The organism is Thiorhodovibrio winogradskyi (assembly GCF_036208045.1).
Lineage (GTDB): Bacteria > Pseudomonadota > Gammaproteobacteria > Chromatiales > Chromatiaceae > Thiorhodovibrio > Thiorhodovibrio winogradskyi.
This window is the reverse complement of record NZ_CP121472.1, coordinates 1,237,660-1,262,928: the sequence shown is the minus strand read 5'-3', so window position 1 is coordinate 1,262,928 and position 25,269 is coordinate 1,237,660. Positions and strand designations below refer to the sequence as shown.

The 25,269-nt window shown below is 61.0% G+C and carries 29 protein-coding genes; 18 read left to right on the top strand and 11 right to left on the bottom strand.

Going from position 1 to position 25,269, the window contains the following annotated elements:
- Positions 1–185: 185 nt before the first annotated feature.
- Positions 186–644: a ribosome maturation factor RimP gene (rimP, locus tag Thiowin_RS05790; protein WP_328986789.1), complete on the bottom strand. Its 459-nt coding sequence runs from the start codon at positions 642–644 to the stop codon at positions 186–188.
- A gap of 546 nt (positions 645–1,190) precedes the next feature.
- Between rimP and Thiowin_RS05785 the strand changes: the two genes are divergently transcribed.
- On the top strand, positions 1,191–1,727 hold the full coding sequence (locus Thiowin_RS05785; protein WP_328986788.1) for a SprT family zinc-dependent metalloprotease: 537 nt from the start codon (positions 1,191–1,193) through the stop codon (positions 1,725–1,727).
- 278 nt (positions 1,728–2,005) lie between these two features.
- Here the strand turns inward: Thiowin_RS05785 and Thiowin_RS05780 are convergent, their stop codons facing one another.
- The 7 genes from Thiowin_RS05780 to Thiowin_RS05750 all read right to left on the bottom strand — a co-directional run bounded on the left by Thiowin_RS05780 (position 2,006) and on the right by Thiowin_RS05750 (position 8,245).
- Positions 2,006–2,788: a hypothetical protein gene (locus Thiowin_RS05780; RefSeq protein ID WP_328986787.1), complete on the bottom strand. Its 783-nt coding sequence runs from the start codon at positions 2,786–2,788 to the stop codon at positions 2,006–2,008.
- 171 nt (positions 2,789–2,959) lie between these two features.
- A complete protein-coding gene (locus Thiowin_RS05775) occupies positions 2,960–3,718 on the bottom strand; it encodes an S-methyl-5'-thioinosine phosphorylase (RefSeq protein ID WP_328986786.1) in 759 nt (252 codons plus the stop codon).
- 191 nt (positions 3,719–3,909) lie between these two features.
- Complete coding sequence (locus Thiowin_RS05770) at positions 3,910–4,362, bottom strand: hemerythrin domain-containing protein (RefSeq protein ID WP_328986785.1); 453 nt, start codon at positions 4,360–4,362, stop codon at positions 3,910–3,912.
- Positions 4,363–4,655: 293 nt separating this feature from the next.
- Positions 4,656–5,216, bottom strand: a complete 561-nt coding sequence (locus Thiowin_RS05765; RefSeq protein ID WP_328986784.1) for a hypoxanthine-guanine phosphoribosyltransferase — start codon at positions 5,214–5,216, stop codon at positions 4,656–4,658.
- A 77-nt stretch (positions 5,217–5,293) separates the two neighbouring features.
- Entirely contained in the window at positions 5,294–6,349 is a 1,056-nt protein-coding gene (nagZ, locus tag Thiowin_RS05760; protein ID WP_328986783.1) for a beta-N-acetylhexosaminidase, read from the bottom strand.
- 69 nt (positions 6,350–6,418) lie between these two features.
- The gene (locus tag Thiowin_RS05755) at positions 6,419–7,195 is read right to left on the bottom strand and encodes an ABC transporter permease (RefSeq protein WP_328988015.1); all 777 of its coding nucleotides are present in this window, start codon (positions 7,193–7,195) and stop codon (positions 6,419–6,421) included.
- Positions 7,196–7,324: 129 nt separating this feature from the next.
- A complete protein-coding gene (locus Thiowin_RS05750) occupies positions 7,325–8,245 on the bottom strand; it encodes a DUF599 domain-containing protein (protein ID WP_328986782.1) in 921 nt (306 codons plus the stop codon).
- Between the two features lie 357 nt (positions 8,246–8,602).
- Here Thiowin_RS05750 and Thiowin_RS05745 point away from each other — a divergent pair, with 357 nt between their 5' ends.
- Entirely contained in the window at positions 8,603–9,877 is a 1,275-nt protein-coding gene (locus Thiowin_RS05745; protein WP_328986781.1) for an MFS transporter, read from the top strand.
- A 239-nt stretch (positions 9,878–10,116) separates the two neighbouring features.
- Here Thiowin_RS05745 and Thiowin_RS05740 read toward each other — a convergent pair whose 3' ends face one another.
- Positions 10,117–10,437 (bottom strand): hypothetical protein, encoded by a 321-nt coding sequence (locus Thiowin_RS05740; protein WP_328986780.1) that lies wholly within the window; start codon positions 10,435–10,437, stop codon positions 10,117–10,119.
- A gap of 511 nt (positions 10,438–10,948) precedes the next feature.
- On the opposite strand from Thiowin_RS05740, the gene Thiowin_RS05735 reads away from it, so the two are divergent.
- From Thiowin_RS05735 to Thiowin_RS05715, 5 genes are all read left to right on the top strand, one after another.
- Positions 10,949–11,878: a carbon-nitrogen hydrolase gene (locus Thiowin_RS05735; RefSeq protein WP_328986779.1), complete on the top strand. Its 930-nt coding sequence runs from the start codon at positions 10,949–10,951 to the stop codon at positions 11,876–11,878.
- Between the two features lie 96 nt (positions 11,879–11,974).
- Complete coding sequence (locus Thiowin_RS05730) at positions 11,975–13,075, top strand: anthranilate phosphoribosyltransferase (RefSeq protein ID WP_328986778.1); 1,101 nt, start codon at positions 11,975–11,977, stop codon at positions 13,073–13,075.
- A 41-nt stretch (positions 13,076–13,116) separates the two neighbouring features.
- On the top strand, positions 13,117–13,452 hold the full coding sequence (locus tag Thiowin_RS05725) for a non-heme iron oxygenase ferredoxin subunit (RefSeq protein WP_328986777.1): 336 nt from the start codon (positions 13,117–13,119) through the stop codon (positions 13,450–13,452).
- A 53-nt stretch (positions 13,453–13,505) separates the two neighbouring features.
- A complete protein-coding gene (locus Thiowin_RS05720) occupies positions 13,506–13,730 on the top strand; it encodes a hypothetical protein (protein ID WP_328986776.1) in 225 nt (74 codons plus the stop codon).
- Positions 13,718–14,134, top strand: coding sequence for a type II toxin-antitoxin system VapC family toxin (locus tag Thiowin_RS05715; protein WP_328986774.1), 417 nt, complete (start codon positions 13,718–13,720; stop codon positions 14,132–14,134). The genes Thiowin_RS05720 and Thiowin_RS05715 overlap by 13 nt, the downstream gene beginning before the upstream one ends.
- Positions 14,135–14,211: 77 nt before the next feature.
- Here Thiowin_RS05715 and Thiowin_RS05710 read toward each other — a convergent pair whose 3' ends face one another.
- A complete protein-coding gene (locus Thiowin_RS05710; RefSeq protein WP_328986773.1) occupies positions 14,212–14,841 on the bottom strand; it encodes a DUF2726 domain-containing protein in 630 nt (209 codons plus the stop codon).
- Positions 14,842–15,022: 181 nt separating this feature from the next.
- Here Thiowin_RS05710 and ccmA point away from each other — a divergent pair, with 181 nt between their 5' ends.
- The 9 genes from ccmA (at position 15,023) to ccmI (ending at position 22,558) form a co-directional block, all read left to right on the top strand.
- Positions 15,023–15,724: a cytochrome c biogenesis heme-transporting ATPase CcmA gene (gene ccmA / locus Thiowin_RS05705; RefSeq protein WP_328986772.1), complete on the top strand. Its 702-nt coding sequence runs from the start codon at positions 15,023–15,025 to the stop codon at positions 15,722–15,724.
- Positions 15,718–16,389 carry a heme exporter protein CcmB gene (ccmB, locus tag Thiowin_RS05700; protein ID WP_328986771.1) on the top strand — a complete coding sequence of 224 codons (672 nt, stop codon included), beginning with the start codon at positions 15,718–15,720 and terminating at the stop codon, positions 16,387–16,389. Before ccmA ends, ccmB begins: the two co-directional genes overlap by 7 nt.
- 22 nt (positions 16,390–16,411) lie before the next feature.
- Entirely contained in the window at positions 16,412–17,170 is a 759-nt protein-coding gene (gene ccsA, locus Thiowin_RS05695; RefSeq protein WP_328986770.1) for a cytochrome c biogenesis protein CcsA, read from the top strand.
- Positions 17,167–17,346, top strand: coding sequence for a heme exporter protein CcmD (ccmD, locus tag Thiowin_RS05690; RefSeq protein WP_328986769.1), 180 nt, complete (start codon positions 17,167–17,169; stop codon positions 17,344–17,346). The genes ccsA and ccmD overlap by 4 nt, the downstream gene beginning before the upstream one ends.
- Before the next feature lie 60 nt (positions 17,347–17,406).
- Positions 17,407–17,859: a cytochrome c maturation protein CcmE gene (gene ccmE, locus Thiowin_RS05685; RefSeq protein WP_328986767.1), complete on the top strand. Its 453-nt coding sequence runs from the start codon at positions 17,407–17,409 to the stop codon at positions 17,857–17,859.
- Positions 17,856–19,856 carry a heme lyase CcmF/NrfE family subunit gene (locus Thiowin_RS05680; protein ID WP_328986766.1) on the top strand — a complete coding sequence of 667 codons (2,001 nt, stop codon included), beginning with the start codon at positions 17,856–17,858 and terminating at the stop codon, positions 19,854–19,856. The genes ccmE and Thiowin_RS05680 overlap by 4 nt, the downstream gene beginning before the upstream one ends.
- A gap of 128 nt (positions 19,857–19,984) precedes the next feature.
- The gene (locus Thiowin_RS05675) at positions 19,985–20,563 is read left to right on the top strand and encodes a DsbE family thiol:disulfide interchange protein (RefSeq protein WP_328986765.1); all 579 of its coding nucleotides are present in this window, start codon (positions 19,985–19,987) and stop codon (positions 20,561–20,563) included.
- 64 nt (positions 20,564–20,627) lie between these two features.
- Entirely contained in the window at positions 20,628–21,110 is a 483-nt protein-coding gene (locus Thiowin_RS05670) for a cytochrome c-type biogenesis protein (RefSeq protein ID WP_328988014.1), read from the top strand.
- On the top strand, positions 21,107–22,558 hold the full coding sequence (gene ccmI, locus Thiowin_RS05665) for a c-type cytochrome biogenesis protein CcmI (RefSeq protein ID WP_328986764.1): 1,452 nt from the start codon (positions 21,107–21,109) through the stop codon (positions 22,556–22,558). Before Thiowin_RS05670 ends, ccmI begins: the two co-directional genes overlap by 4 nt.
- 170 nt (positions 22,559–22,728) lie before the next feature.
- Here the strand turns inward: ccmI and radC are convergent, their stop codons facing one another.
- Entirely contained in the window at positions 22,729–23,403 is a 675-nt protein-coding gene (radC, locus tag Thiowin_RS05660) for a RadC family protein (RefSeq protein WP_328986763.1), read from the bottom strand.
- Between the two features lie 188 nt (positions 23,404–23,591).
- On the opposite strand from radC, the gene coaBC reads away from it, so the two are divergent.
- Complete coding sequence (gene coaBC, locus Thiowin_RS05655; RefSeq protein WP_328986762.1) at positions 23,592–24,791, top strand: bifunctional phosphopantothenoylcysteine decarboxylase/phosphopantothenate--cysteine ligase CoaBC; 1,200 nt, start codon at positions 23,592–23,594, stop codon at positions 24,789–24,791.
- Positions 24,775–25,233 (top strand): dUTP diphosphatase, encoded by a 459-nt coding sequence (dut, locus tag Thiowin_RS05650; RefSeq protein ID WP_328986761.1) that lies wholly within the window; start codon positions 24,775–24,777, stop codon positions 25,231–25,233. The genes coaBC and dut overlap by 17 nt, the downstream gene beginning before the upstream one ends.
- The last annotated feature ends 36 nt before the right edge of the window (positions 25,234–25,269 follow it).

Below are 25,269 nucleotides of genomic sequence, written 5' to 3'. Positions count from 1 at the left end.
ATCTGGGCTTCAATCTGGCGTGCCACTCCCGCTGAAAACCTCACAGCTACCCGAGCATGCCCTGAGCCAGCTCCGACAGAGGAGCCATTCTCAAAAACCGGCATCATCTGAAACACATCGATACCACAAATCATCCAAACCTAATCGCAAAACTCTTTGTTTTGAAGATGTGCCAAGGCCATTCACTAAAATTGGGGCACCAAGCGCGCACTCTCGATGAGCGCGAGCGACAAAGACTCCATCTCATCATTGTCAAGCCGCAACTGCAGCGCATCATTGATCACGCCAGCCAGCACCCCCTCAAAGTTGCGCCGCCCGTTGCGCTTCTCAGCCAAGCGGACGCGCGCGCGCTGTCCCTGGAACCGCTGCATCTGCTCCGCCGTGAAAAGCGGCCGGTCCAAGCCCGGCGAGGACACCTCGAGCGCATATTCGCCGGGAATCGGATCTTCAACATCGAGCTGGCCGCTCAGTTGATGACTGACCAAGGCACAATCATCGACGGTGATACCCTCTTCATGGTCTATATACACACGCACAACGGACGACCGGCCAGTACCGCACTGCTCCACGCCCACCAACTCGAACCCCAGCGGCTCGACCACCGCGCCAGCGAGCGCGGTCAGCTTTGGATTAGCCTGATACATCGCCTGCCCTCGAACGGACGCCCGAAAAGGTCGCCCCACAAACAAAAAATGGGCGCAAGGCCCAACGCTCGGCAACCGCAAGGAAATCATTCGAGACATCCTGCCAACAGCCGCAAAATCACAAAAAAACCCCGATCACGGGGTTTTGAGGATCGCCCTTTTCAAGATCGCCCTTGGCTAGCATTCCCCTGTTGCGGAATCCCGAAATGGCGAGCGACATATGGAGAATGGCTAAAGGCGAGGAATGCTCTTGCAAGCAAGGAATGACCCTGCGGACAAAAAACTCTTGCCAACCACCTCAAGCCCGTGGTGTTGCGCCACCCCCGAATATGCAAGACTTATCTCAGGGCAAGGCCCAGCGCCTAGGATTCAGGATCCATCGCCAAGCACTCTGCTTTGCTTAAGCCGACAGAATATACAGACAACACCGCTTTCGCGCAAGATAATCGGCCTGTTTCGCGCATGGACCGGGGGGTTCCGGATGCCATTTGCTAACTGGGCGCCAACAGGAACCAAGCACAACCGAAACCTCAGCAGAGAGATCCCATGCCCTTTACGCCCGATGAAAAAGCCCGTCTGAAACATCTGCAAACAGTGGTCGAGCAACGGGTGCGGCAACTGCTGGCTACCGCTCGCCAAACTCTTGGGTTTTGTGCACCCAACCCTGATCTGCGCTTCGACTTGCGCGGCCAAAGCGCCGGACAGGCGCGGTTCGACGCACGAGGTCGCGGCCTGATTCGCTTTAACCCCTGGCTACTGCTGCGCCACGGCGAGGAATTCATCGATCAGACTGTGCCACACGAAATTGCGCACTGGCTAATTTTTTGCCTGTACGGCCGCAACGCGCGCCCACATGGAGTGGAATGGCGCCAACTGATGACGCTATTTGGCGCTGAGCCCAAGCGCTGCCATCAGTATGACCTCGACGAGATCCCGCAACGCCGGGTGAGCAGTCACAGTTATCATTGCGCTTGCCAAGATCATCAACTCAGCGCAGTCCGCCATAACCGAGTGCGCAAAGGTCAGACCTATCTGTGCCGACATTGTGGTCAAGCGCTGAAACCCGGCCTGTTCGGCACTTGATCCTATTGGCATCAGAGCACAGGGAGACTGCAATAAAGGCCTTGATCACAGCTTGGGCCACCCCAGACTCGCCGGCGGTGACCCAGCAGGCTAAAGCGCTGTTTTTTTGATATCGGCGCACAGCTTATCCGAGTGGATCGCAGGGTTTTGGTCCGACTTATGATCAAGGCCCTGCAAAAAAAAACCGGCCGATCAGCGCGAAGACCAATCAGCCGGTGGTCAAGGCAACCGCTTCCCCAAATTTCACCGAGAAGGCGGCCGCGCTGGGGCAGAATCGCTCAGCGATAGTAGCCCGGCGGGTAGTAGCCGGGATAACCACCATAAGCAGGCACTTGCGGAGATTGCCCCTGCGGGTATTGCCGGTAGGCCTCTTCCCAACGTTTGCGGGCGGCCTCATAGGCTTCGCGCTGCTGACGCATATAGTCCGCGTATTGATTCTGGTACGCTGCGCCCGACTGTACAGGTGCCACTGGCTGCCCATAACCCTGAGCGGGAGGTTGCGGATAACCTGCCCGTGGGGGCATCGCCTGGGACGGCGCACCGCCAGGTTGCGCCTGGTTTGGTATTTCCGCGCTTGCCGCGGCCTGGGATCCTTGCGCCTCTTGAGTCTGAGCCTGAGGTTGGCTGGACTCGCGCATCACCCGTTGCGCGAAGGCTTCTGACTCAGTGGCCTTGATCTTCCCCTGACTAGCATCGGCCGGCTCGCTCGACACCGTCGAGGATGGCTTGCTCGGCTCTGGCGAGGGTTTTGCTGGCGGGACTTGTCTTGGGGGCGAGGCGGTCTGGACATGCTCGCTCCGCGGCATAACCGGCGCCGGTGACGCAGCTGCCCGGGGTGGCACAGCCGCTGAAGGAGACTGCGCCTGCTGGGGAGGTGCCGCCGGCTTGGGCGCTTGAACCTGTTGTTGCCCCTCCGAGATAGAATCCTTTGCAGGATAATCGAGGGAACGCAGGTACAGGAAACCGAATGCGAGCACCAGACTCCAGAGCAACAGCTTGGGCCAGACTCTGGGCGATTTGGTGGCCTTTTCAGGCGCGTCATCAGGGGCAGTTTTTGACATGAGTGCGACTCCTGTTTGCAGGGATGATGAAGGTTTAGGGAATTTTTTCCCGTGATTCAAACGACTTAGATTGACCGCGGGGATGGTCTAACGAAAATTCAGCATCAGGATTGTTCACCAAGAATTAATCACAAGGGACTGTGACTGTTCAGAGACTTAAGTAATGCCGGGCTATCCGTGCGTGATCCGTTGCCGAGCCAAGATTTGGAGCAAGCGCTCAACCGACGCCGAGCAAAGTCCGAGATTGGTGGTAATTTCAGCCATGGTAACAGGCCCGTCGGAACAACCAGGTGCGCGATTGACCACGAAGCAAAGAGCGGCGTAGCACAGGCCAAGCTCACTGGCCAGCGCCGCTTCGGGCATGCCTGTCATACCAACTAAATCGCAGCCGTCACGCGCCATGCGGCGAATTTCCGCCGCTGTCTCAAGCCGCGGTCCCTGGGTCGCACCATAGCAGCCCTGGGCGCGGACCGACAGCCCGGCAAGTCCCGCGCTCGAGATAAGCTCGGCGCGCAACTCCTCGCAGTAGGGCTTGGTAAAATCGATGTGATCAAGCGCAGGATCCCCGGGCTCACCTTGGTAAAAACTGCCGAGCCGAGCCGAGGTGTAATCAATGATCTGATCAGGCACGCATAGCAAACCTGGGCCGCAGTCCACCGCGATTCCGCCGACAGCGCCCAGGCCGATAATTTGTTCGGCGCCAGCATCCGCCAATGCGCGGATATTGGCGCGATAATTAATCCGATGAGGCGGGATGCCATGCACCTCGCCATGACGGGGCAAAAACAGGAGCGGGCAGCCAGCGAGACGACCCCAGATCAGAGGCGCCGAGGTCTCCCCATAGGCTGTGCTGACCTGTTCGCGCCTTTCAACCTCCAAACCGGGCAGCGCACAAAACCCGGAACCACCAATCACTGCCAGGCGCGCCATGCAAGCCCCCTCTTGTTCGTCGATGATTGCGATGAAGGGGGATTTTACTGAAGAATCGTCAATCGCGCCCGACTTGCGCAAGCGGCCTTCTGGCCGCCGCGCATTAGTCATGGAACGACTGGGGAGATGGGACCGCTGAGGATAGGCGACGACCGTGAAGCGCTGAATGGTTTACCAGACTCTCGGGCACCTTAGACGCGGGCGCGCTCGACGGTGGGGAAGATCCCGATCTCAACCAGCTTGGGCAGCAACACCTGCTCCTCGCGATCAATGCGGCAGGCCACCATGTCGAAAATTTCGTGCGTTTCCTCCAAAAATTCAGGCGTGAAGTTGAAATCGCAGTCCTTCAGCCATTTGCGATGATACTCATCGAAGGATCGCCGCAAAGGTTTCTCGCCACTAATAAAGCCCCAGGCGATGGACTTTACCCGCGGATCCTCGTGCGTGAGCAGATTGGGATAGAGACGCTTGTCCTCCTCGGCAAGATGCGCTTTCACCTTGGTGGCGAGATCACACAACAGTTGATAGGCCGTTTTAGCGTTGGGACGGATCTTCAACATCTCCGGCCGCATGAGCTGGCGCAGATCATCGATCATCTGACGCAAATCCGTGTGACTATCACGGTAACCGGTAAGTGTTTCCATGCGACTCCTCCGAACCTCATTAGGTAAAATTGGTATAACAGCATTCTGTGCCCGAAAACATGATCCAGGGCAGGTGGGGATCAGCCAATTAACAGCCAAAGCATCAAAGCCAAAAATGCTATTCATCTGGCCACGCCAATAGAACGACATCCAGCCCAAAAGTCCGGCCTCATCAAGCTACCCTGACACCAGCCCTGCATGAACGAGGTTTAATACATAGCCGCTACAATGTCAAAAAGTGCTTAATTATATTCAATTTTTCTAAATAATCCGACGCGCCGGCCAGTTGCTGTTCAGATGTCCCGGTCAGCCGCGGCATAGATACCCTCAGCGTTGCGAAAATAGCTCTTATAGTCTAATCCGTAGCCCATCAGGTAACGGTCCGGCGTGGTCAGTCCAACCACGTCAGGGCGATAGTCGCAAGCACGATCACGCTCTTTTTCCACCAGCACCGCACTCGTCACGGATGCGGCACCGTCATGCTGACAGGCATTCACAACTTCCTGCAAAGTGATGCCTTCGTCAAAGATGTCATCGACCACCAGCACATGCTCACCACGGATGATATCCGACGGACGGTATTTCCATTCCAGGGCTCCGCCTTGCGTGCCCTCGCGATAACGGGTCGCATGCACATAGCTCAGACGTAGCGGAAAACGCAGCCGAGGCAGCAGAAGACCAGCCGTCACCACACCACCGGTCATGACACTGAGCACAATGGGGTCAAGCGTCGCCAGTCGCTGGTCCAGCACCTCGGCCATGCGATCAAAGGCAGCCTCGACCGCCAAGCGGTCAAACAGGCATTCGGCACGCTCGGCAACGCCCTGGTAGGTCTCAAGCGTCATTTTATTCATTCAGACTTCTCCGTTAAGGCCCGGGGTGACAAAAAAAGGTGACAAAATCCGGGTCATCAAGTCAGGAAAGGCAGCTCTCAGGCTGAGGTTGGCGTCTCGGCGTCGCTCAGCGGGCGCAGCCGCGCCAGCGCCTCTGCCGCCCGCTCGCGCCGCTTGGCAGACAGGCCGCCAGACGAGAATCCAACACCCAGCTCACCCGAGCTCGGCTCACGGGCCCTCAGGCGCGCCAGGCGTCGGGCGCTAACCGGGTCTTCAAAAGCGACCAGAGACTCGACCACGGACATAGCCGCCAGCCGGTTGTTGCACAGAATCACCATATCGCAGCCAGCTTTTAGTGCCAGGCGCGCGCGATCCGGATAGCTGCCAGCCACCTCGGCGGCGGTCATGCTGAGATCATCGCTAAAAATCACACCCTCGAACCCAAGTTCCTCGCGCAAAATCTGCTTCAGCCACAGGGCGGAGAACCCGGCCGGCTGGGTGTCGACTGCTGGATAAACCACATGCGCCGGCATGACCGCATCCAGCCCGGCGGCAATCAAGGCCTTGAAAGGTTGCAGATCGGCTTCGCGCAAGAGCGCGGCCGGGCGGCGATCAACCGGGAACTCCGCGTGCGAATCCTCCACCACTCCGCCATGGCCGGGAAAATGCTTGCCGCAAGCGGCCATGCCCACGGCGTGCACGCCGGCAACCCAGGCGCCCGCAAGTGCGCTAACAGTATCGGGATCGGCCGCGAAGGCACGATCACCGATGACCGCGCTCAACCCATGATCAAGATCGAGCACTGGAGCAAAACTGAAATCAACCCCCACCTCGAGCAACTCATTGGCCAGCAGCCAGGCCAGATCGCTTGCTGCCTGACAAGCAGCGGCGGGATCGCTCGCATGCAGTTGGCCAAAAACCCGAGCTGGCGGAAAACGCGTGAAGCCATCACGAAAGCGCTGCACGCGCCCGCCTTCCTGATCCACCGCGATGAGCAGTGACCGCCCGGAAACCGCGCGAATCTCACCGACGAGCGCCCGCAACTGTTCCGGGTGATGGTAGTTGCGCGAAAACAAAATCACCCCACCAACAGCAGGATGATCCAGCAACTCGCGTTCCTCGCCACTGAGGGTCTCGCCTTCCAAATCCAACATTACGGGTCCGATTCGCGCGGACATGAAAATTCCCCCATAGCAAGACTGTGCCAAAGCATTAAACCACCCTTAACCCAATCTGGCTCGCACATCCAGACGATCGCGCCAGGCATCCCCGACCCGATTCACCGCCAGCACCACCAACAGCAGGGCCATGCCAGGAGCGAGCACCAGATGAGGCGCCACCAGCAAGACTCCAACTCCGTCACGAATCATGCTACCCCAGGATGCAGCCGGTGGCTGCACACCAAGCCCGAGAAATGAAAGCCCGGCCTCGGAGATCACCGCGGCGGCAATGCCAAAGGTCGCCTCCACCAACAAGGGAGCCGCGGCCAGCGGCAGCAGATGACGCAGCAGAATACGCCCGTCGCCAACGCCCAACGCACGCGCGGCCAGAACATGCTCGCGCGAGCGCAGCGACAGCACCTGCGCACGCGCGAGACGCGCATAGCCGACCCAACCAACGGCCGCCAGGGCGATGACCAGATTGCCCAAGCCGGGGCCCAGAATACCAGCCAGCGCAATGGCCAGCAGGATTCCTGGAAAGGCCAGAAAGATATCGATGAGCCGCACGATCAGCATATCCCACAGCCCACCCGCCAGAGCGGCAACACCGCCGATCAGCGAGCCAATCAGGGCTGAGACCACCACCACACCAAGCCCGACCGCGAGCGCCGTGCGCGCGCCCATCAGCACCCGGTCAAGCACCGGGCGGCCAAGATCGTCAGCACCCAGCCAGGCGCCCGCATCCGGTGGTGCCAGAATCCGCGGCAAGTCGATCTGGTTGGGTGACAACGCCAGCCAGGGCGCGAACAAGGCCGCGAGCAACCACAGCGCCAGAATCATGATGGCAAGCAAGAGCAGCGGATCTCGGGTCGATCCGAATCTTCTGGCCCCAGTGTTCATGGTGTCATCAATGAGATTGTGGAGCGCATGACAAAGGCTGATCAATCAATGGGGAAAACACCCAAACAATTAGCCGTAATCGTGATCCAGGCGATAAATCAAGAGCGTCATCATCAGCGCGCCGACAAAAAACCAGATTGGCCCCAGTAACCACAACATCACCGGAATCGAAATGTAGTAAGCACGCATGCCGAAGTTGTAGGCGCCGGCGCCACGGCTGATCGCGCGAATGGCCAGCCTCGGATCCAGCCCCGGTTGCTGGATCTCCTGCTGAGCCAACTGCAGGACTGGTTGTTGGGCTACTTGTTGGGGTAACGATTTGGATGCAGCCTCCGCAGATAGGACCGGTGATGGCGCCAGCAATGGTTCGGGCGCTGGCGCCGGCAGGTTCAGCAAAAAAGCGGCGTGATTGTAGAACCGGATGCATAGTGAAAAGCTGACAAAGCCAATCAGATAGATAAAGACCGCCAATAGCGCCTTGCTAATCGCCAGCGTGTGGCTGCGCACCCCGGCGATATGCACAAGACTGTTGAGCTGATCCACCCCATCGGTACTCAACGCAAAGCTCAACACCCCCAGCGCCAACACAATGGCGGTCGAGGCCAGCAGGGTCGCCCCCATGGTCCAGTTACGCAAGGTTTGCACTGCCAGAATATCCGGCCCCTTGCGCATTACATGGGTCGCCCACTGCGCCCGCGCGCGGGAGTTGCGCCCAAAGGAGGTCCGATCCGGGCGCACGCTTACTTCCCAAGCATGGTACAGGTGATAAAGCAGCAAGAGGCCAAAGGCCGACCCAGACAGCGCCAATTCGAGCGTTTCGGCCGAAATCACGATGGAAGACACCTTGAACATTACCACGCAGATCAGGAGAGTGAGACCCAAGAGGTAGCACAGCCTAAGGCAAGCGTCCATCCTCGCGAACCAAGGCAGCGAGTCCAAATTTTGCTTTTCAACACCCGATGTTGGGCTGGTTTTTTGAAGACGCGCCATCCTGAGGCGTCTTCAAGCGGCATGAAGTCGCTTCTCCACTCCTGAGCCAGCTCATCCATTGAGCGGAGGGATCTGGGCGACGGGCGCATTGCCGCAACCTAAGCCGACCGGGTTAGACTGATTCCATGCTGCCCCATCACCCTCCGTTATGACCATGTCTGACCATCCTGATATCTCCCCACGAGCCGCTTTGCTCCTGGCCTTTGCCGCCTTGGCACAAAGCTGGTTAGCCGGGCTATGAGCGCAGCAGAAGGACAGGACGGTACTGGACGGGGCATTACAACCGATAGGCCAACGCGGTGACCGCGATGAAAAGCGATGCAAGCGCAAAAACAATCCACAGGAGGAACATTCACAATGAATCGACGACTCTATCTCGCCGGCCTGGTCGGCGAAATCATGGAATGGTACGACTTCACCGTCTACGGCTTTTTCGCGGTCGTGATCGCGTCGCAGTTTTTCCCCAGCGAGGATCCTTTTGTTTCCATGCTCTCCGCCCTGGCCGCCTTCGCGGTTGGCTTTCTGATGCGTCCAATCGGCGCGCTTGTCTTTGGCCCCATGGGCGATCTCTTCGGACGGCGCCGGGTGCTGACCACGGCCGTATTCCTGATGGCATTTCCTTCGCTCATCATCGGGTTACTGCCAACCTACGCAAGCATCGGTGTCTTGGCGCCAACAATGCTGGTGCTCATGCGCATGCTGCAGGGCATGTCGGTCGGCGGCGAGCATACCGGCTGCGTTGTTTACTTAAGCGAGCAGGGTTCCTCTCGCCACCGCGCCCTGACCGCTGCCGTGCCCTTCATTGGCACCGTTCTCGGAGTACTGCTCGGCAGCCTGGTTGGGGTTTCCATCTACGCGCTCTTCGATGCCGCCACTGTCGCCGCCTGGGCCTGGCGGATCCCCTTTCTGCTTGGGGTACTGATCGCCCTGGTCGGGCTGATGGTCCGTCGCCACCTTCCGGAATCCTTTCGCGCGGCCGATGATGCCGCGCGCCCATCCTTATTCAGTCAACTGCTGAACAACCATTGGCGTGCCTTTCTACAGGTATTTTTTCTTAACATCGTCTTTGCCAGCGGTTTCTATACCGTGTTTATCTACAATCCAATGTGGCTGCAACATTTTGTCGGCGAAAGCAAGGATCTGACACTGCAAATCAACTCCCTAGCGCTCGCAATGGCCATCCTTGGCATTGTGATCAGCGCATTGCTGGCCGACCGTGTTGGTCGCAAACCGTTGTTGTATGTATCGACCATCGGGATCACCTTGATGTCCTATCCCATATACGCGCTCATGCTGCATGAATTTCCCTTATATGTGCTGCTCGGGCAGCTCAGCTTCGGGCTGTTGATCGGCCTGTTCATGGGGGTGGTAGGCAGCGTCATGGTCGAGTTGTTCTCCGCCGAGGTCCGCTCAAGCGCGGTCAGCATCTCCTTCAACCTATGCTTTGCGCTTTTTGGCGGCACCGCGCCCATGCTCGCAACCTGGCTGGTGCACACCACGGGTAATCCGCTGAACGTCGCTTGGGTGTTGAGCGCGGGTGCGCTGGCGAGCCTAATCACCGTGGTCACCTTGCCGGAGACGCGCGGGAGGGACACGCGGCTACTTGACGCTAGGGGTGGCACACCCGGCTGAGCACCAATGTTCACAGCACCAAACTCCGTGGTCATATTCCATTGGACAATAAAACCAATGCTCCAAATGCGATGCTACGACAATACACATTAGGAGTTAACATGTTCCGCACCATTACTCAAACCCACCTCCTCGCCGTCGCCGCATGTCATTGCCCTTGACTCGGCAACGGCAGCGGAGACTTCCCCAGCCTCCCTGCACGTCTCCCAGGTCTGGCAGGATGGCCAGGCGATCACCGCCTATCTGGATGTACGCGACCAGGCGGATCGGCCAGTGAGGGTATTGGGAAGTCGACCGGGACTGATGAATTCGATGCGGTCGGAGAACAGAAACACCCGAATGCGAGAGCCGTGAATGGCATAGTTTCGATGCACGCAGGCATTGACGAGGAGTTCGCGAAAAACCTTGTCGGAGTAACAATAATCCGTTGGTTGAGTGCGAGCGCCAACGACAGTGGAACCCTCGCGCTGGTTCCACACCGAGAAGCCAAATCGGCTATCCATGGCCCGGGTGATGGCGTCTGGATGACTCACCACCAGACCGATACCAAGGGTGAGCACCCCCAGGTTGATCCAGGTGGCGCGACGGGGCTGCCCAGGATCGACAGCTTCAAGGCGTTGCCCAGGGTCAGAGCCGTGAACAAGGTCGCGCTGGCAATCATGAAGCGCGGCAGAGTGCGCGCCATCCCAAACAGAAAAGCGCCGAGCAGCAGGTGGGCGCTCAGGTCACGCGCATAGGTGGAGGGCCAGGGCTTGACTTACCACAGCAGCTGCATTGCTGTCTGAGCCAGGACAGACCAGAGCACCACGAAGAGTAAGGCGGCAGCCCAGAAAAGCGGAGCCCGGCTGCGGAACAAGGGGCGAAAAATGAAGCTTCACGGCTGTTGGCTAGCGTTGGAGAAGATCACCTTGGATGGCAGACCCAATGACCAACAGCAGATTAGCGGATTGTCACGAAAATGTCATATCGTCGTCACAAAACGCTACTGCTCCCTGCTCATGCGAGGAATTCAAGATAGAATCCCGGGACGCCCCTAGAATACTCCGCACCACACGCAATCAATGCTGCCTCATGCCTGACATCAACGACATGCCTGGTGATCAACAACAGCCCCGCATGGTAAAAATCGCACTGGTCCAGGACCAGAACCACGGCGATTCCGAGGCCAATCGCAGCGCGATTTCTCGCCAGATCGAAGCGGCAGCCGAGGCGGATTGCATGCTGGTCCTGCTGCAAGAATTGCACAACGGGCCCTATTTCTGCCAACGGGAAACCATGGCTGAATTCGACCGCGCCGAGCCCATCCCAGGACCGAGCACCCAGTGGCTGGCGCGCCTTGCGGGGACTCACAGGATGGTGATCGTGGGCTCGCTGTTCGAGCGCCGCGCGGCGGGGCTCTATCACAACACCGCCGTGGTGCTGGATGCCGATGGCCGCCTGGCCGGGTGTTATCGCAAGATGCACATCCCGGATGATCCGGGCTACTACGAAAAATACTATTTCACCCCCGGGGATCTTGGCTTCAGCCCCATCGACACCGCCATCGGGCGACTTGGCGTCTTGGTGTGTTGGGATCAGTGGTTCCCGGAGGCCGCGCGCCTGATGGCACTGGCGGGCGCCGAGCTGCTGCTGTATCCCACCGCCATTGGCTGGGATCCGGCGGATTCGCCCCAGGAGCAGGCACGCCAGCGCGAGGCCTGGATGACGATTCAGCGCGGGCATGCCATTGCCAACGGATTGCCGCTGCTGGCCTGCAATCGCGTCGGCTTCGAGGCCGACGCCAGCGCGCCGGGTGGCGGCAGCCAGTTCTGGGGCAGCTCCTTTGTTTGCGGTCCCCAGGGCGAGTTGCTGGCCAGGGCACCCGAGGACGCGCCCGCGTTGCTGATCGCCGAGATCGACCTCAACCATGGCGAACAAGTGCGTCGCGCCTGGCCCTTTCTGCGCGACCGCCGCATCGACGCCTATGGCGATCTCAACCGCCGGTTTCGCGATTGCGCTTGAAGCCGCCGCCCGCAACCCTGACAATTCGTCCCAACAAGGGCCGCGCCCCGGCGCGCCAAGTCACCAGCGGCGGTATCACAGGCAGGATTTTGACCCATGAACGACACCCAGAAAACCATGCGCTCCATTATTCAGCGCATTGCAACCGGCCCAGAACTCTCAAAGGATATCTCGCTCGAAGAGGCGCGCACCGGCATGCGAGCGATTCTCGATGACGACATCGACCCGGTGCAGGCGGGGCTCTTTCTGATTGCGCTGCGCATGAAACGCGAGACCGATGATGAAATGCGCGGCGTGCTGGAGGCCATTCGCAATGTCACCAACAGCGCGGTCGCCGACGTGGACGAGGTGGTTGACATTGCCGACCCCTACGACGGCTACAACCGCTGCCTGCCCGCCGCGCCCTTTCTCGCGCCCGTACTGGCCGAATGCGGCGTGGCGACAGTCAGTCATGGCGTGGACGCCGTAGGGCCAAAATTTGGTGTCACCGCCCGGCATATCTTCGAGGCCGCCGGCATTCCGGTCGACCTCTCGCCCGACGACGCGGCTCGGCGCCTGTCCGACCCCGCCATCGGCTGGACCTATGTCGACCAGCGCGCCTTCGCGCCCAAACTGCATGACCTGATCGGCCTGCGCGCCACCATCGTCAAACGCCAGGTCATCACCACCACCGAAGTCATGGCACAGCCTATCCAGGGCCGACGCAAGACGCACCTGGTCACCGGTTATGTGCATAAGCCCTACCCGCGCATCTATGCCCTGCTCGCCCGCCATGCGGATTTCGACTCGGCCTTGATGATCCGTGGTGTCGAGGGCGGAGTCATCCCCTCGCTGCGCCAGGCCGGTGTGTGTTTTAACTACCAGCAGATGGGCGAGGAGCAATCCTTCGACATCAATCCCACCGCGCTGGGCATTGAGCAGTCGGCGCGCGCCGTGCCCCTGCCCGATGATCTCCCCACCACCAACCGCCCGGGCGATGACATTGCCATCGCGGTGGATGTGCGGGCCACCGCCGCCGCCGCCGCCGAGGCCGGTCGGCGCGCGCTGGCGGGCGAACCTGGGCCGACCTACGACAGCCTGGTATTCGCGGGCGCCCTGGTGCTCTGGCATTTGGGGCGGGAGAAGAGCCTGCCAGCGGCCGCCGACCGCATCCGCGCGGCCTTGGATTCCGGCGTGGTCACGCAGCGCCTACGCTAAGAGACCCTCAAGGAGAAGTGAACCCAGGAGGAACTGACAAGATGCAAGCGCCCTATATTGCCGTGGCCAATGCCGAGGATCTCGAACCCGGTCGCTTCCTGAAGGTCGAGGCCGAGGGCCGCGCCTTTCTGATCGCCCTGGTCGGCGATGATCTCTATGCTGTTGAAGACTTGTGCAGCCATGAGGACTATCCGCTGTCCTACGGCTGCCTGGACGGTGATCGCATTAAATGTTCGCTGCATGGCAGCCGCTTCAGCCTGAAAACCGGCGAGCCACTGAACGAGCCGGCCGATCAACCCATCGCCACCTTTACCGTGGTCATTGATCAGGGCCAGATCTGGCTTGACCCGAGTCGGGCCACCAATGCGGTTGGTTAACGGCGGCTGTGCCGCACCGATATTCCCGCCAGCAAAGCGCAGGAAAAAACCCTATGAAGGCAATTGAATTCAGCGCACTCCCAACGCGGCGGCTGATTGAAGTTCCCGCCGGAGTTCCAGACGGCGTGCAACTGCGCGTGCTGCTGCTGTGGGAACCGCCCGCGAGCGTGGAGACTGACCTAAAAACCCTGTTTGCCAGCGCTACCGAAGGGCTGACTGACCAGGATTTGGAGCGCTCTGTCGATACGGGCCGGATCGAGCCTTCATGGGATATCTGATCGACACCAATGTCTGGTCCGAACTGCAAAAGGGTCAGCGCGCCCATGCGCGCGTTCAGCATTGGTATGAGGGGGTTCGTGCCGAAGATTTATACTTATCCACACTGGTGATTGGAGAGGTCCGTCGTGGCATTGAGCGACTGCGTCGCCGGGATACCCATCAGGCGCAACGATTGGAGCAGCGGCTGGAACGACTGAAGGTCGCGATGGCGGGGCGGATTCTTCCTGTCTCCAGCGCGGTTGCCGAACGCTGGGGACACCTCGGTATCCCCGACCCGATGCCAGCAATCGATGCGCTGCTTGCCGCCACCGCTCTGGAGCATGATTTGATCTTGGTGACCAGAAATCTTCAGGACATGAGACGCAGCGGTGCGCGACTTCTCAACCCCTTTGACGATGAATGAATGAAAGGCTTTCGCCACGCTGATGACCCCAGGTCGATTTGCAAATGCGCGATAGCGAAGCAAATGCTGAAGGCTCATTAACGCCTGGATGGTCGTTGAGCGACACTGCGATCCCGCATCGCGGCGGCCAGAGCGGCCAGCAGGGCGTCTTCGTCCTCGCTGGCGACGGGGTGACTTGAGACCAGGGACTCTTCCAGCGGCCAGATCAGCTCTTCCAGACGCGCTTTGAGTGTCTCGGGCGCGTCCTGCTCGCTGCCGGAGAGGGTCAGAACCGGCAGATCCGCCTGTCGACATAGACTTTGAACCCGCGCCTGCTCGCGGCGCACCCGACGCGCCTGCTTGCCGCTGGCGGTCAGGAGAATCGCGCACAGTGGTTCAGTGCCATCGGCTGACAACACCGCCAGATCGGCGCTGAGATCCGCGACCTCGGCGCGCCATTGCCTGGCACGGCGCACGCCCACCTTGGGAGACGGACCAATGAGCCGATACAGGGGTACTTGCGCCTGAACCCGACGCTGCGTGCCGAGCAGTTGCTCGAGCAACCGAAGGCTGCGGGCTTCAAGCGCGTTCAACATCGGCCGGCGTCGCTTGATCGTCACCTTGGAGCCGCGTGCGCCGCCGGTTGAACGACCTTTTGAAGCCAGGCTCAGCAGCAAGTTGATCAAAGCCAGCGCGACGAGAGCCAGCAGAAGGTAAAACTGGGTCATGGTGATCTCTGGTGACAAAAACGATAATTAGGGTCGCCTGGCGATAGCGGCCAAGGCCGCCCCCGCCAACCGCCGCGGTTGTCGAAAGCCGCCACAGCGGTTAAGGTTCATGGCCCGCCGCGGATGCATCCCGCATGGATCCCAGGCGCCATCGCATCGCAAGGAGTGTCTCTTCCCCATCATGCTTGAGGTTTCCGCACTCAGCTGCCGGCGTGGCGAGCGTTGTTTGTTCAGCGCGCTCGACCTTCAACTGGCCCCTGGGCAACTGCTGCACTTGCAGGGGTCGAACGGCAGCGGCAAGACCACCCTGTTGCGCGCGTTGTGCGGGCTGCTGCATCCGGATGCCGGGCAGATTCGCTGGCACGGCGAGCCGATCGAGCGTCTGGCCGAGGACTATTATCGCGATTTACTCTACCTGGGGCACCTCAACGGCATCAAAGGGGACTTGACGGGTCTTGAGAATCTGCGCATTGCCTGCCGCCTGAGCGGACAACCCGCAAGCGATGGCGCCATTGCCGGGGCGCTTGCGCGCATCGGTCTCGGCGGCTTTGAGGATCTACCCTGCCGCATGCTGTCGCAGGGACAAAAAAAGCGCGTCGCCCTGGCGCGGCTGTTGTTGAGCAAGGCCCCGCTGTGGATTCTCGATGAGCCCTTTAGCGCGCTGGACCTGGGCGCGGTGGCCTTGCTTGATGAACTGATCCGCGTCCATGTCGAAGACGGCGGGCTCGTGGTACTGACCACCCATCAGGCGCTGACACTGGCGGTCGGACAACAATTGAATTTGAATCTGGACGCGACCACGCCAAGCCTGGTGCCAAGCCTGGTCCCGGCCCTGATGCCTGGCCCGGACCCGGCGGCCACTATCATGGAGCCAGCATGCTAGGCACCTTCATCTCCATCCTCGGCCGCGACCTGACACTGGCGCTGCGCCGGCGCACCGATGTCCTGACAGTGCTGTTTTTCTTTCTGATCGTCGTCAGCCTTTTCCCGCTCGGCGTGGGCAGCGAACGCGCCCTGCTGCGCGAACTCGGGCCGGGCGTGGTCTGGGTGGCGGCGCTGCTGGCCTCCATGCTGGCGCTGGAGCGGCTGTTCGCGGCCGACCATGAGGATGGCACCCTGGAGCAAATGCTACTGACCCCCCAGCCGCTCGGGCTACTGGTGCTGGCGAAAGTGTTGGCCCACTGGCTGCTAACCGGCCTGCCCTTGGTGCTGATCGCCCCGCTGATTGCGATGCAGTATCATTTGCAGGATAGTCAAATGCTGATCATGATGGCATCCTTGCTCCTCGGCACCCCGACGCTGGGGCTGATCGGGGCCATAGGCGCGGCCCTCACGCTCGGCCTGCGCGGGGGTGGAATCCTGCTGTCGCTGCTGATTTTACCCCTCTACATCCCGATCCTGATCTATGGCGAGGGGGCGGTGACCGTGAGCGCCATTGCGCTGGCCGATGCCGAGCCTTATCTGATGTTGCTTGGTGCCCTGCTGCTGCTGGCGCTGTTGTTGGGTCCTTGGGCCGCGGCGGCGGCGCTGCGGATCTCGGTGGAGTGAACAAACGAAGACCCTCATCCGTATGAACATCAATTGGTTCAAATACGCTTCTCCGGCCGCTTTCTATCCGCTTGCCGGCCGGATGATTCCATGGTTCGCGGGCGTCGCTGCCGTGCTGGTGGTTCTCTCCCTGCTATGGGGCTTTCTCGGCACCGCCGATCAGCTCGGCGGCAGTAATCCGCAAAAAGAGTATTACCGCATCATTTACATCCATGTCGCCGGCGCCTGGATGTCCATGTGGCTCTATCTGGTCCTGGCTGGCTGGTCGGCCATTGGGTTGGTCTTCAACACCCGGCTGAGCTTTATGATGGCCAAGGCGGTCGCGCCGACCGGGGCAATCTTCACCTTTATTGCTTTGTGGACTGGCGCTTTCTGGGGTCGGCCAAGCTGGGGCACCTACTGGGACTGGGACCCGCGCCTGACCTCCGAGCTGATTTTGTTTTTCCTTTATATTGGCTACATCGCCCTGCATTCGGCCATCGATGACACCCGCCGCGCTGATCGCGCCGCCGCGCTGCTGGCGATTGTCGGACTGGTGATGCTGCCGGTGATCTACTGGTCGATCAATTGCCCGGACCCAACCCAATGCGCGGCGCTGCACCAGCGCTCCGCGCCGGGCTCGATTCATCCGAGCATCCGCTGGCCCATGCTGGGCGTGACCCTGGGTTTCTGGAGCTATTCCTTCGCCGTGGCTTTCGCGCGCTTGCGCGACATTATTCTGCTGCGCGAGAAGGACAGTGCCTGGGTCCAGGGTCTGCTGCAAGGGGAACCCAAGCAATGACAAGCTTTCTGAACCAGGGCGGTTACGCCTTTTTCGTCTGGGGCGCCTACGGCATGACCTTCGCGCTGATGGCGGCGGAAGTGATCGCGCTGATGCTTAATCGGCGAACTTTGCTCGCCCGTCTTGGTCGCTGGGTACGTGGGCGCGATCAGACGCCCGGGGAACCCAAACATTAACGTGGACTTCTTGCCGCCGGACAAGCCGGTTCGGCGGAACCCCCTTTTTGAGGATCGAGGATGAAAGCCAGACAAAAACGCATCCTGTTCGTGGCCGTTGCCGTGGTCGGCGTCAGCCTGGCCGCCGGACTTGCCATCAGCGCGCTGCGCAGCAATATTTCCTATTTCTTCAGTCCCACCCAGGTGATGGCGAACGAACATCCCACCGATGCCGTCTTTCGTGTCGGCGGTTTGGTGGTTGAGAACAGTCTGCGGCGCCAGCCGGACGGGCTCACTCTGAAGTTTGACGTGACGGACAATGCCGCCGTGGTGCCAGTCAGCTACACCGGCATCCTGCCCGACTTGTTTAGCGAGGGTCAGGGCGTGGTGGCCAGGGGACGCATGGGGCCGGGTGGTGTCTTCATGGCCGAGGAAGTGCTTGCCAAGCATGATGAATCCTACATGCCACCCGAGGTGGCCAATACCCTGCAGGCCGCTCACGTCGATGGCGTGGTGGAGTCAGTCACTCAATGATCCCCGAGCTAGGCCATTTCGCACTCATAGTCGCGCTTTGCTTTGCCTTGGCGCAGGCCGTCGTCCCCCTAGCGGGGTCCTTCAATGGCAACCGTCACTGGATGACGCTGGCCCGGCCTTTGGCCTACGGGCAACTGACCTTCATCGCCATCTCCTTTCTATGCCTGGTCCAAGCCTTTCTGGTGAGCGATTTCTCGGTCACCTATGTCGCCACCAATTCCAACACCCTGCTGCCGACCATTTACAAAATCTCGGCGGTCTGGGGCGCGCATGAAGGCTCGCTGCTGTTATGGGTGCTGATGATGGCTGGCTGGGGCGCGGCCGTCGCCTACTACAGCCGCAATCTGCCGCTGGCCATGATCGCGCGCGTTATCTCCGTCCAGGGCATGGTGACCATTGGCTTTCTGCTCTTCACCCTGCTGACATCCAATCCCTTCGACCGCCTGTTCCCGGTGCCGCCCGAGGGCCGCGATCTCAACCCCCTGCTGCAGGACTTCGGCCTCGCCATCCATCCGCCCATGCTGTACATGGGCTATGTCGGCTTCTCGGTCGCATTCTCCTTCGCCATCGCCGCGCTCATTGGCGGCAAGCTTGACGCCGCCTGGGCGCGCTGGTCGCGGCCCTGGACCACGGTGGCCTGGATTTTCCTCACCATCGGCATCGCGCTCGGCTCCTGGTGGGCTTACTACGAACTCGGCTGGGGCGGCTGGTGGTTCTGGGATCCGGTCGAAAACGCATCATTAATGCCCTGGCTCATCGGCACAGCGCTGATGCACTCCCTTGCCGTGACCGAAAAGCGCGCCGCTTTCAAGAGTTGGACGGTGCTGCTCGCCATCTCCGCCTTCTCGCTCAGCCTGCTCGGAACCTTCCTGGTGCGCTCGGGCGTTCTGACCTCGGTGCACGCCTTCGCCACCGACCCGGCGCGCGGCGCCTTTATTCTGCTGTTTTTATGCATTGTCATCGGCGGCTCCCTGGCACTCTACGCCTGGCGCGCGCCCAGTGTTTCCTCGGGCGGAAACTTCGATCTGCTCTCGCGCGAGAGTTCCCTGCTAATGAACAACCTGCTGTTTTCGGCCTTCACCATTCTGGTGTTGTTCGGCACCCTGGCGCCGCTCATCTACGAGGCCTTTGGCTGGGGCAAGATTTCCGTCGGCTTCCCCTGGTTTAACAAGATGTTCGTGGCCCTGGCGCCTTTCATGGCGCTACTGCTCGGCATTGGTCCGCTGGTACGCTGGAAGCATGACGAGCCGCTGCGACTGCTGGGCAAACTGTGGCCAGCCATGGTGCTGACGGTCGCCGCAATGTTCTGGGTCGCCAACGCTGAGTTCGCCGCCAGCCACCTGTGGGTCACCATTGGGCTCGGGCTGGCCGCCTGGCTGCTCTTCTCCCACCTGACGGCCCTGCGCGAGCGACTGAAAAACCGCCCCGGTGGCCTCAAGGCCGCCATCGCCAACGATCTGCGCGGCGCCGGACGGAGCTTCCATGGCATGCTGATCGCCCATCTCGGCGTGGCGGTGCTGATCGTCGGCATTACCATGGTTTCCACCTTCGACGTCGAGCATGACGTGCGCATGTCTCCGGGCGATTCCGATTATATCGCCGGTTATCGTTTTGAATTCCAGGGCGCCAAGCCGGTGGATGGCCCCAACTACAAGGCGGATCAGGGGCATTTCATCGTCTATCGGGGCGAGAAGAGAATCGCCGAGCTGTTCCCGGAAAAGCGCGCCTACCTTGGTGGTGGCATGCCGATGACAGAGGCGGCCATCGATGCCGGCTTCCTACGCGATATCTATGTCTCCCTGGGCGAGCACGTGGGCGGCGGCGACTGGGCACTGCGGCTCTACTACAAGCCCTATGTGCGCTGGATCTGGCTGGGCGCCATCTTCATGGCCATCGGTGGCCTGCTGGCGGTGACGGATCCGCGCTACCGTGCCGCGCGCGTCCAGGTCAAGGCGCCGAGCGCAACCGCGACCGGGGCTCCGGCCATGGCCACCTGAAAGCCCGCCTGAAAGCCCACCTAAAGCAATGCTAATGATCGGAGCGAGTGAACCGCGGTGGGTCAGACGCCCCCCCTTCGCCCGCTCCGCGCTTCTCCGCACGCGCTTCTCAATCCTTGGGAATTAAGATGACTGACGACAAAACAACGCCCTCCAACTCCAAGCTGCGCTTTCTGGTGCCGCTGATCATCTTCGGCGCGCTCGCCGGCTTGCTGCTGTTTGGCCTGGGCCAGGATCCGCGCGAAGTGCCCTCGCCGCTGGTCGGCAAAGCCGCGCCTGAATTCAAGCTGCCGGACCTGCTCGACCCCTCGCGCACGGTCTCCAATGCCGATCTCGACGGCCAGATTTCGCTGATCAATGTCTGGGCCTCCTGGTGCAACGCCTGTCGTGCCGAACACGGCATACTGATGGAACTCGCCGGGCGCGACGATTTCCAGATCATCGGACTGAACTGGAAGGACGACAAAACCGATGCCACCACCGTGATCCGCATGACCGGCAACCCCTACAAGCGCATCGCCCATGACCCGGACAACGAATACGGAATTGACTGGGGCATCTATGGCGCTCCCGAGACCTTTGTGGTGGATCGCCAGGGCATCATTCGCCACAAGCACATCGGCCCCATCGATCCGCCCACCTGGGAGCGGGTGCTCGCGCCCCTGATCGAAAAACTCAACGCCGAACAACCAGGCAAGGAGAGCTGAGATGTCCGCGCAAAGCCCTTTCACCCAGCCACGGCCGCTCTCCGTGCCGCGACCACCCTTGCTCATGGCCTTGCTGACGGCGTCGCTCATGTCCTTTCTGGTCCTGGCCACCTCGGCCAGCGCCTTTACCCTGGATGAATTCAAATTCGACACACCCGGGCAAGAAGAAGAATTCCGCGACCTGATCAGCAAGCTGCGCTGCCTGGTATGCCAGAACGAATCCCTGGAAGGCTCCCAGGCCGAACTGGCCCAGGACCTGCGCGAGGAAGTCTACGGCATGATGCGCGAGGGCCAGTCCAAAGAAGAAATCCTGGTCTTCCTGACTGATCGTTACGGCGACTTCGTGCTCTACGACCCGCCCCTCAAACCCTCAACCTATGTGCTCTGGTTCGGCCCCTTCGTGCTCATTGGCATCGCGGCTTTTTTCATGGTGCGCTCCCTGATGCGCAGCCGCGGCGGAGCGCCCTCGACCCTGTCTGAAAGCGAACAACAGCGCCTGCAACAACTGCTGAATACCCAAGCTGGCAGTGAGGATAAATCCGCATGACCCTGTTCTGGACTCTGGCCGGCGGTCTGATGCTGCTGGCGGCTTTCTTTGTGCTCTTGCCCCTATGGCGCGCGCGAACCCCCCATGCCGACCAAGCCAAGGACGCGCCACCCACACAAGACGCGGTCAATCTCGGTCTGTTCCGCCAGCAACTGGCCGAGCTTGATGTCGACCTGGCCAACGGTAAAATTGACCCCGAGCAGCACCAGAGCGCGCGCCAGGAACTGGAGCGCGAACTCCTGCATGACCTGGACGACGCCGGCGCCTCGGCCACCGAGCACGGCACCCGTGGGCGCTGGCTGCTGCCACTGCTGGCGCTGACCATTCCCGCGCTGGCGGTGGCGCTCTACCAAACAACCGGCACGCCCGAGATTATCCCGCGCCTGGCCGACGCCGGCGCCGCCAGCCAGGGCATTCCCGGGCATGGCGGCAATGGCGAGATGCCGCCACTTGATGAGTTGGCCAATCGCCTGGCCGCGCGCATGGAGCAGAATCCAGGGGACATCGAGGGCTGGATGATGCTCGGGCGCACCTACTTCGCGCTAGGCAATGCCCCGGCCGCCTTGAAGTCACTGGAACGCGCCTATGCACTCGATCCCAATGACCTGGATGTCAAACTCACCTACGCCGAGGCACTGGCCGCCAACAACAATAACAGCCTGGAAGGTCAACCCGCCGCGCTCATCAGCGAGGTGCTTGCCGCCGACCCCAACCACATCAACGCCCGCTGGCTCACCGGCATGCTGTCCTTTCAGCGCGGCCAGTACAGTGCCGCCATCCAGTCCTGGCAGCGCATACTCAATCAAATCGACCCTGGCAGCGACGATGCCGAGGATCTGCGCGGCTTGATCGAGGAAGCACGCAAACGCGGTGGCGTGGTGACGGCACCTGCCTCCGACCAGGCCTCCGACCAGGCCTCCGACCAAGCCTCGGCTAGGAGCGAGTCGCCTGCGACCAAGCCCGAGGAAGACGCACAGGCGCAAACGGCAGCGGCCAAGCCCCAGGAGAGCGTCATCACGCCAAAGGGCCAAGGGGAGACCGGCACAACCAGCGCGTCGGCGCAATCATCCCTCGCGACCGACTCCACCGCCGCGCCTGGTGCGCGCATTCAAGTCAGCATCTCGGTCACAGCGGAGCTGGCCGATCAGGCACCACCAGCTGCCGTGGTCTTCGTCTACGCCAAGGCCGCCGCTGGTCCGCCCATGCCCCTGGCCGCGCAGCGCCTGCGCGTTGGCGACCTGCCCGCCACCCTGACACTGGACGACAGCATGGCCATGAACCCGGCAATGACCCTCTCGAACTTCCCCGAGGTCATCCTGGGCGCGCGCATCTCCCTCGGCGGCCAGGCCATGCCCATGCCAGGAGACCTGCAGGGTGAGACCGGCCCCGTCACCGTCAGCGCTGTCCAAGCGCCGGTAGAAGTGGTCATCGACCAGCGATTGCCTTAGGCGCGCGTTTCACTACGCCAGCAGCGCTGTTAAGGCTTCACGTGGGACGTATAGAGTGACGACACTTACTATTTGACAACCCGACTGATCTGAAAAACACGCATCTTGGCCTATTGGGTAACAATTTGACCCTGGTATCTTCTATGAGGAGTACCAGGGACAGTCAAACCCTAAAGCAAACCACGCTCGGCAAAAGAGGTTCCATCGCCTTCGCCAATGATGATGTGATCGAGCACGCGCACGTCGATATAGTCGAGTGCCTGGCGCAACCGCTCGGTAATGTGAATATCGGCCTGACTGGGTTCGGCCACACCGGACGGATGGTTGTGCGCGAAAATCACCGCCGCGGCATTGCACAGCATAGCCGCGCGTATCACCTCTCGCGGATGCACGCTGGCCCCGTCGATGGTGCCGCGAAAGAGCTCCTGGTATTGAATGACGCGATGGCGGTTATCGAGAAAGAGCCCGGCAAACACCTCGTAGGGATAGCCGCGCAAGCGCATTTTTAGATAGCGGCGAGTGACCTCCGGACTGGTGATGGCATCGCGCTCGACCAGCTCCTCGCGCAAATACCGCCGGCCCATCTCCAGCACCGCGCGCAGTTGCACAAACTTGGCCACTCCCAGTCCCTTGGCGGAGCAAAAATCATGTTGCTCCGCCGACAACAGACCCACCAGACCACCATGGGTTGTCAATAATTCCCGCGCCAGATCGACGGCGCTCTTGCCCGCTACCCCGGTTCGTAGAAAAATGGCCAGCAGTTCGGCGTCCGTCAGCGCCTCGGCCCCGAGATCCAGCAGTTTCTCCCTCGGTCGCTCGTCCGCCGGCCAGTCAAGAATCGACATATCGCCCCCTCCTGGTAACCCATGGTTACCCCTGGTTTGGGTCACACGAAGCCACCACAGTCGCAAAGAGTAGACGAAATGCCATCAACAGCCAAGCCCCCATCAAGTTCCCAACCGAGCTGCCAACCTGGCTGCAAAAGGGGCTCCCAGCCGAACCTCCCGCCGAGCCCCGCATCGACCGACACGCCATGACCAGCCAAGACCGCCCGCGAATTCTGCTCGGGGTCAGCGGTAGCATCGCCGCCTACAAATCCGCCGAACTCATCCGCCGTCTGCGCGAGCGCGGAGCCGAAGTGCAGGTAGTGATGACGGCGCACGCGCGGGCCTTTATCTCGCCACTCAGCCTGCAGGCCCTGGCGGGTCGTCCGGTGCGCTTGGAACTGTTCGATTCCGCGGCCGAGGCGGGCATGGGTCATATCGAGCTTGCCCGCTGGGCGGACTTGATCATCATCGCCCCGGCCAGCGCCAACCTGATCGCGCGCCTTGCCCACGGACTGGCCGATGACCTGCTGACAACCCTGGTGCTCGCCAGTCAGGCACCCCTGACCATCGCACCGGCGATGAATCAACAGATGTGGGCACACCCCGCGGTACGGGAGAATGTCGCGCGCCTGCTCTCTCGCGGCGCGCGTCTGCTCGGACCAGACAGCGGCGATCAGGCCTGCGGCGAGATCGGCAGTGGGCGCATGCTCGAGCCCAGCGCCATCGCCGAGGCCGTGCTTGGAATCCAGCAGCAGCCCTTTGCCGGTGTGCGGCTTCTGATCACCGCCGGGCCGACACACGAGGCTTTGGACCCGGTGCGCTTCATCGGCAACCGCAGTTCCGGAAAGATGGGCTATGCTCTGGCCCAGGTGTTGACGGAACTGGGAGCCCAGGTCATTTTGGTTTCCGGGCCCACGGCATTGCCGGCGCCACCTCTCGCGCGGCTGGTCAGGGTTGAAAGCGCCGCCGAGATGCATGCTGCAGTGATGGAGCGCGTTGGCGAGTGCGACATTTTTATCGCCGCCGCCGCGGTGGCTGATTACCGACCGGAACTCCAGGCATCACGGAAGCTAAAAAAACACTCAGGCAACATCGATCTGCGACTGGTACCCAACCCCGATATTCTGGCCGAGGTCGCCGCCCGCAATCCCGCACCCTTTACCCTGGGATTTGCCGCCGAAACCGAGGCACTGGAGGCCAACGCCCGCGCCAAGCTGAACAACAAAGGTCTGGATATGATCGCCGCCAATCTGGTTGGCGGCGCAGAGGGTGGTTTTGATCGCGACGACAACGCCTTGCTGTTGCTCTGGGGCGACGGCCAACGCGAACTGCCACTGATGCCCAAACACCAGGCCGCACGCGAAATTGCCCGCGCGCTCATGCAACGCTATGTCACATCCACTTAAGCTCAAAATTCTCGATCAGCGCCTGGGCGATGCCTTTCCGCTGCCAGCCTATGCTACCGAAGGCGCTGCTGGGCTCGATCTGCGCGCGATGCTCAAGGCCCCAATCAAGCTGGCCCCCGGCATGGCGGAGCTGATTCCGACCGGGCTCGCCATCCATATCGCCGACCCTGGCATCGCCGCGATGATCCTGCCACGCTCGGGCCTGGGTCATCGCCATGGCATTGTGCTTGGCAATCTGGTGGGCCTGATCGACTCCGACTACCAGGGCGAAGTCTTGGTATCCTGCTGGAATCGGGGCCAGGACAGCTTTGAGATTCAGATCGGCGAGCGCATCGCGCAATTGGTGCTGGTGCCAGTGCTGCAGGCAAGGCTCGAGATCGTTGAGGATTTTTCGCCATCATCCCGCGGCAGCGGGGGTTTCGGACACAGCGGACGGCATTAACTCGGCAAGCTCCCCTATTTCCGCACGGGGGCGCCT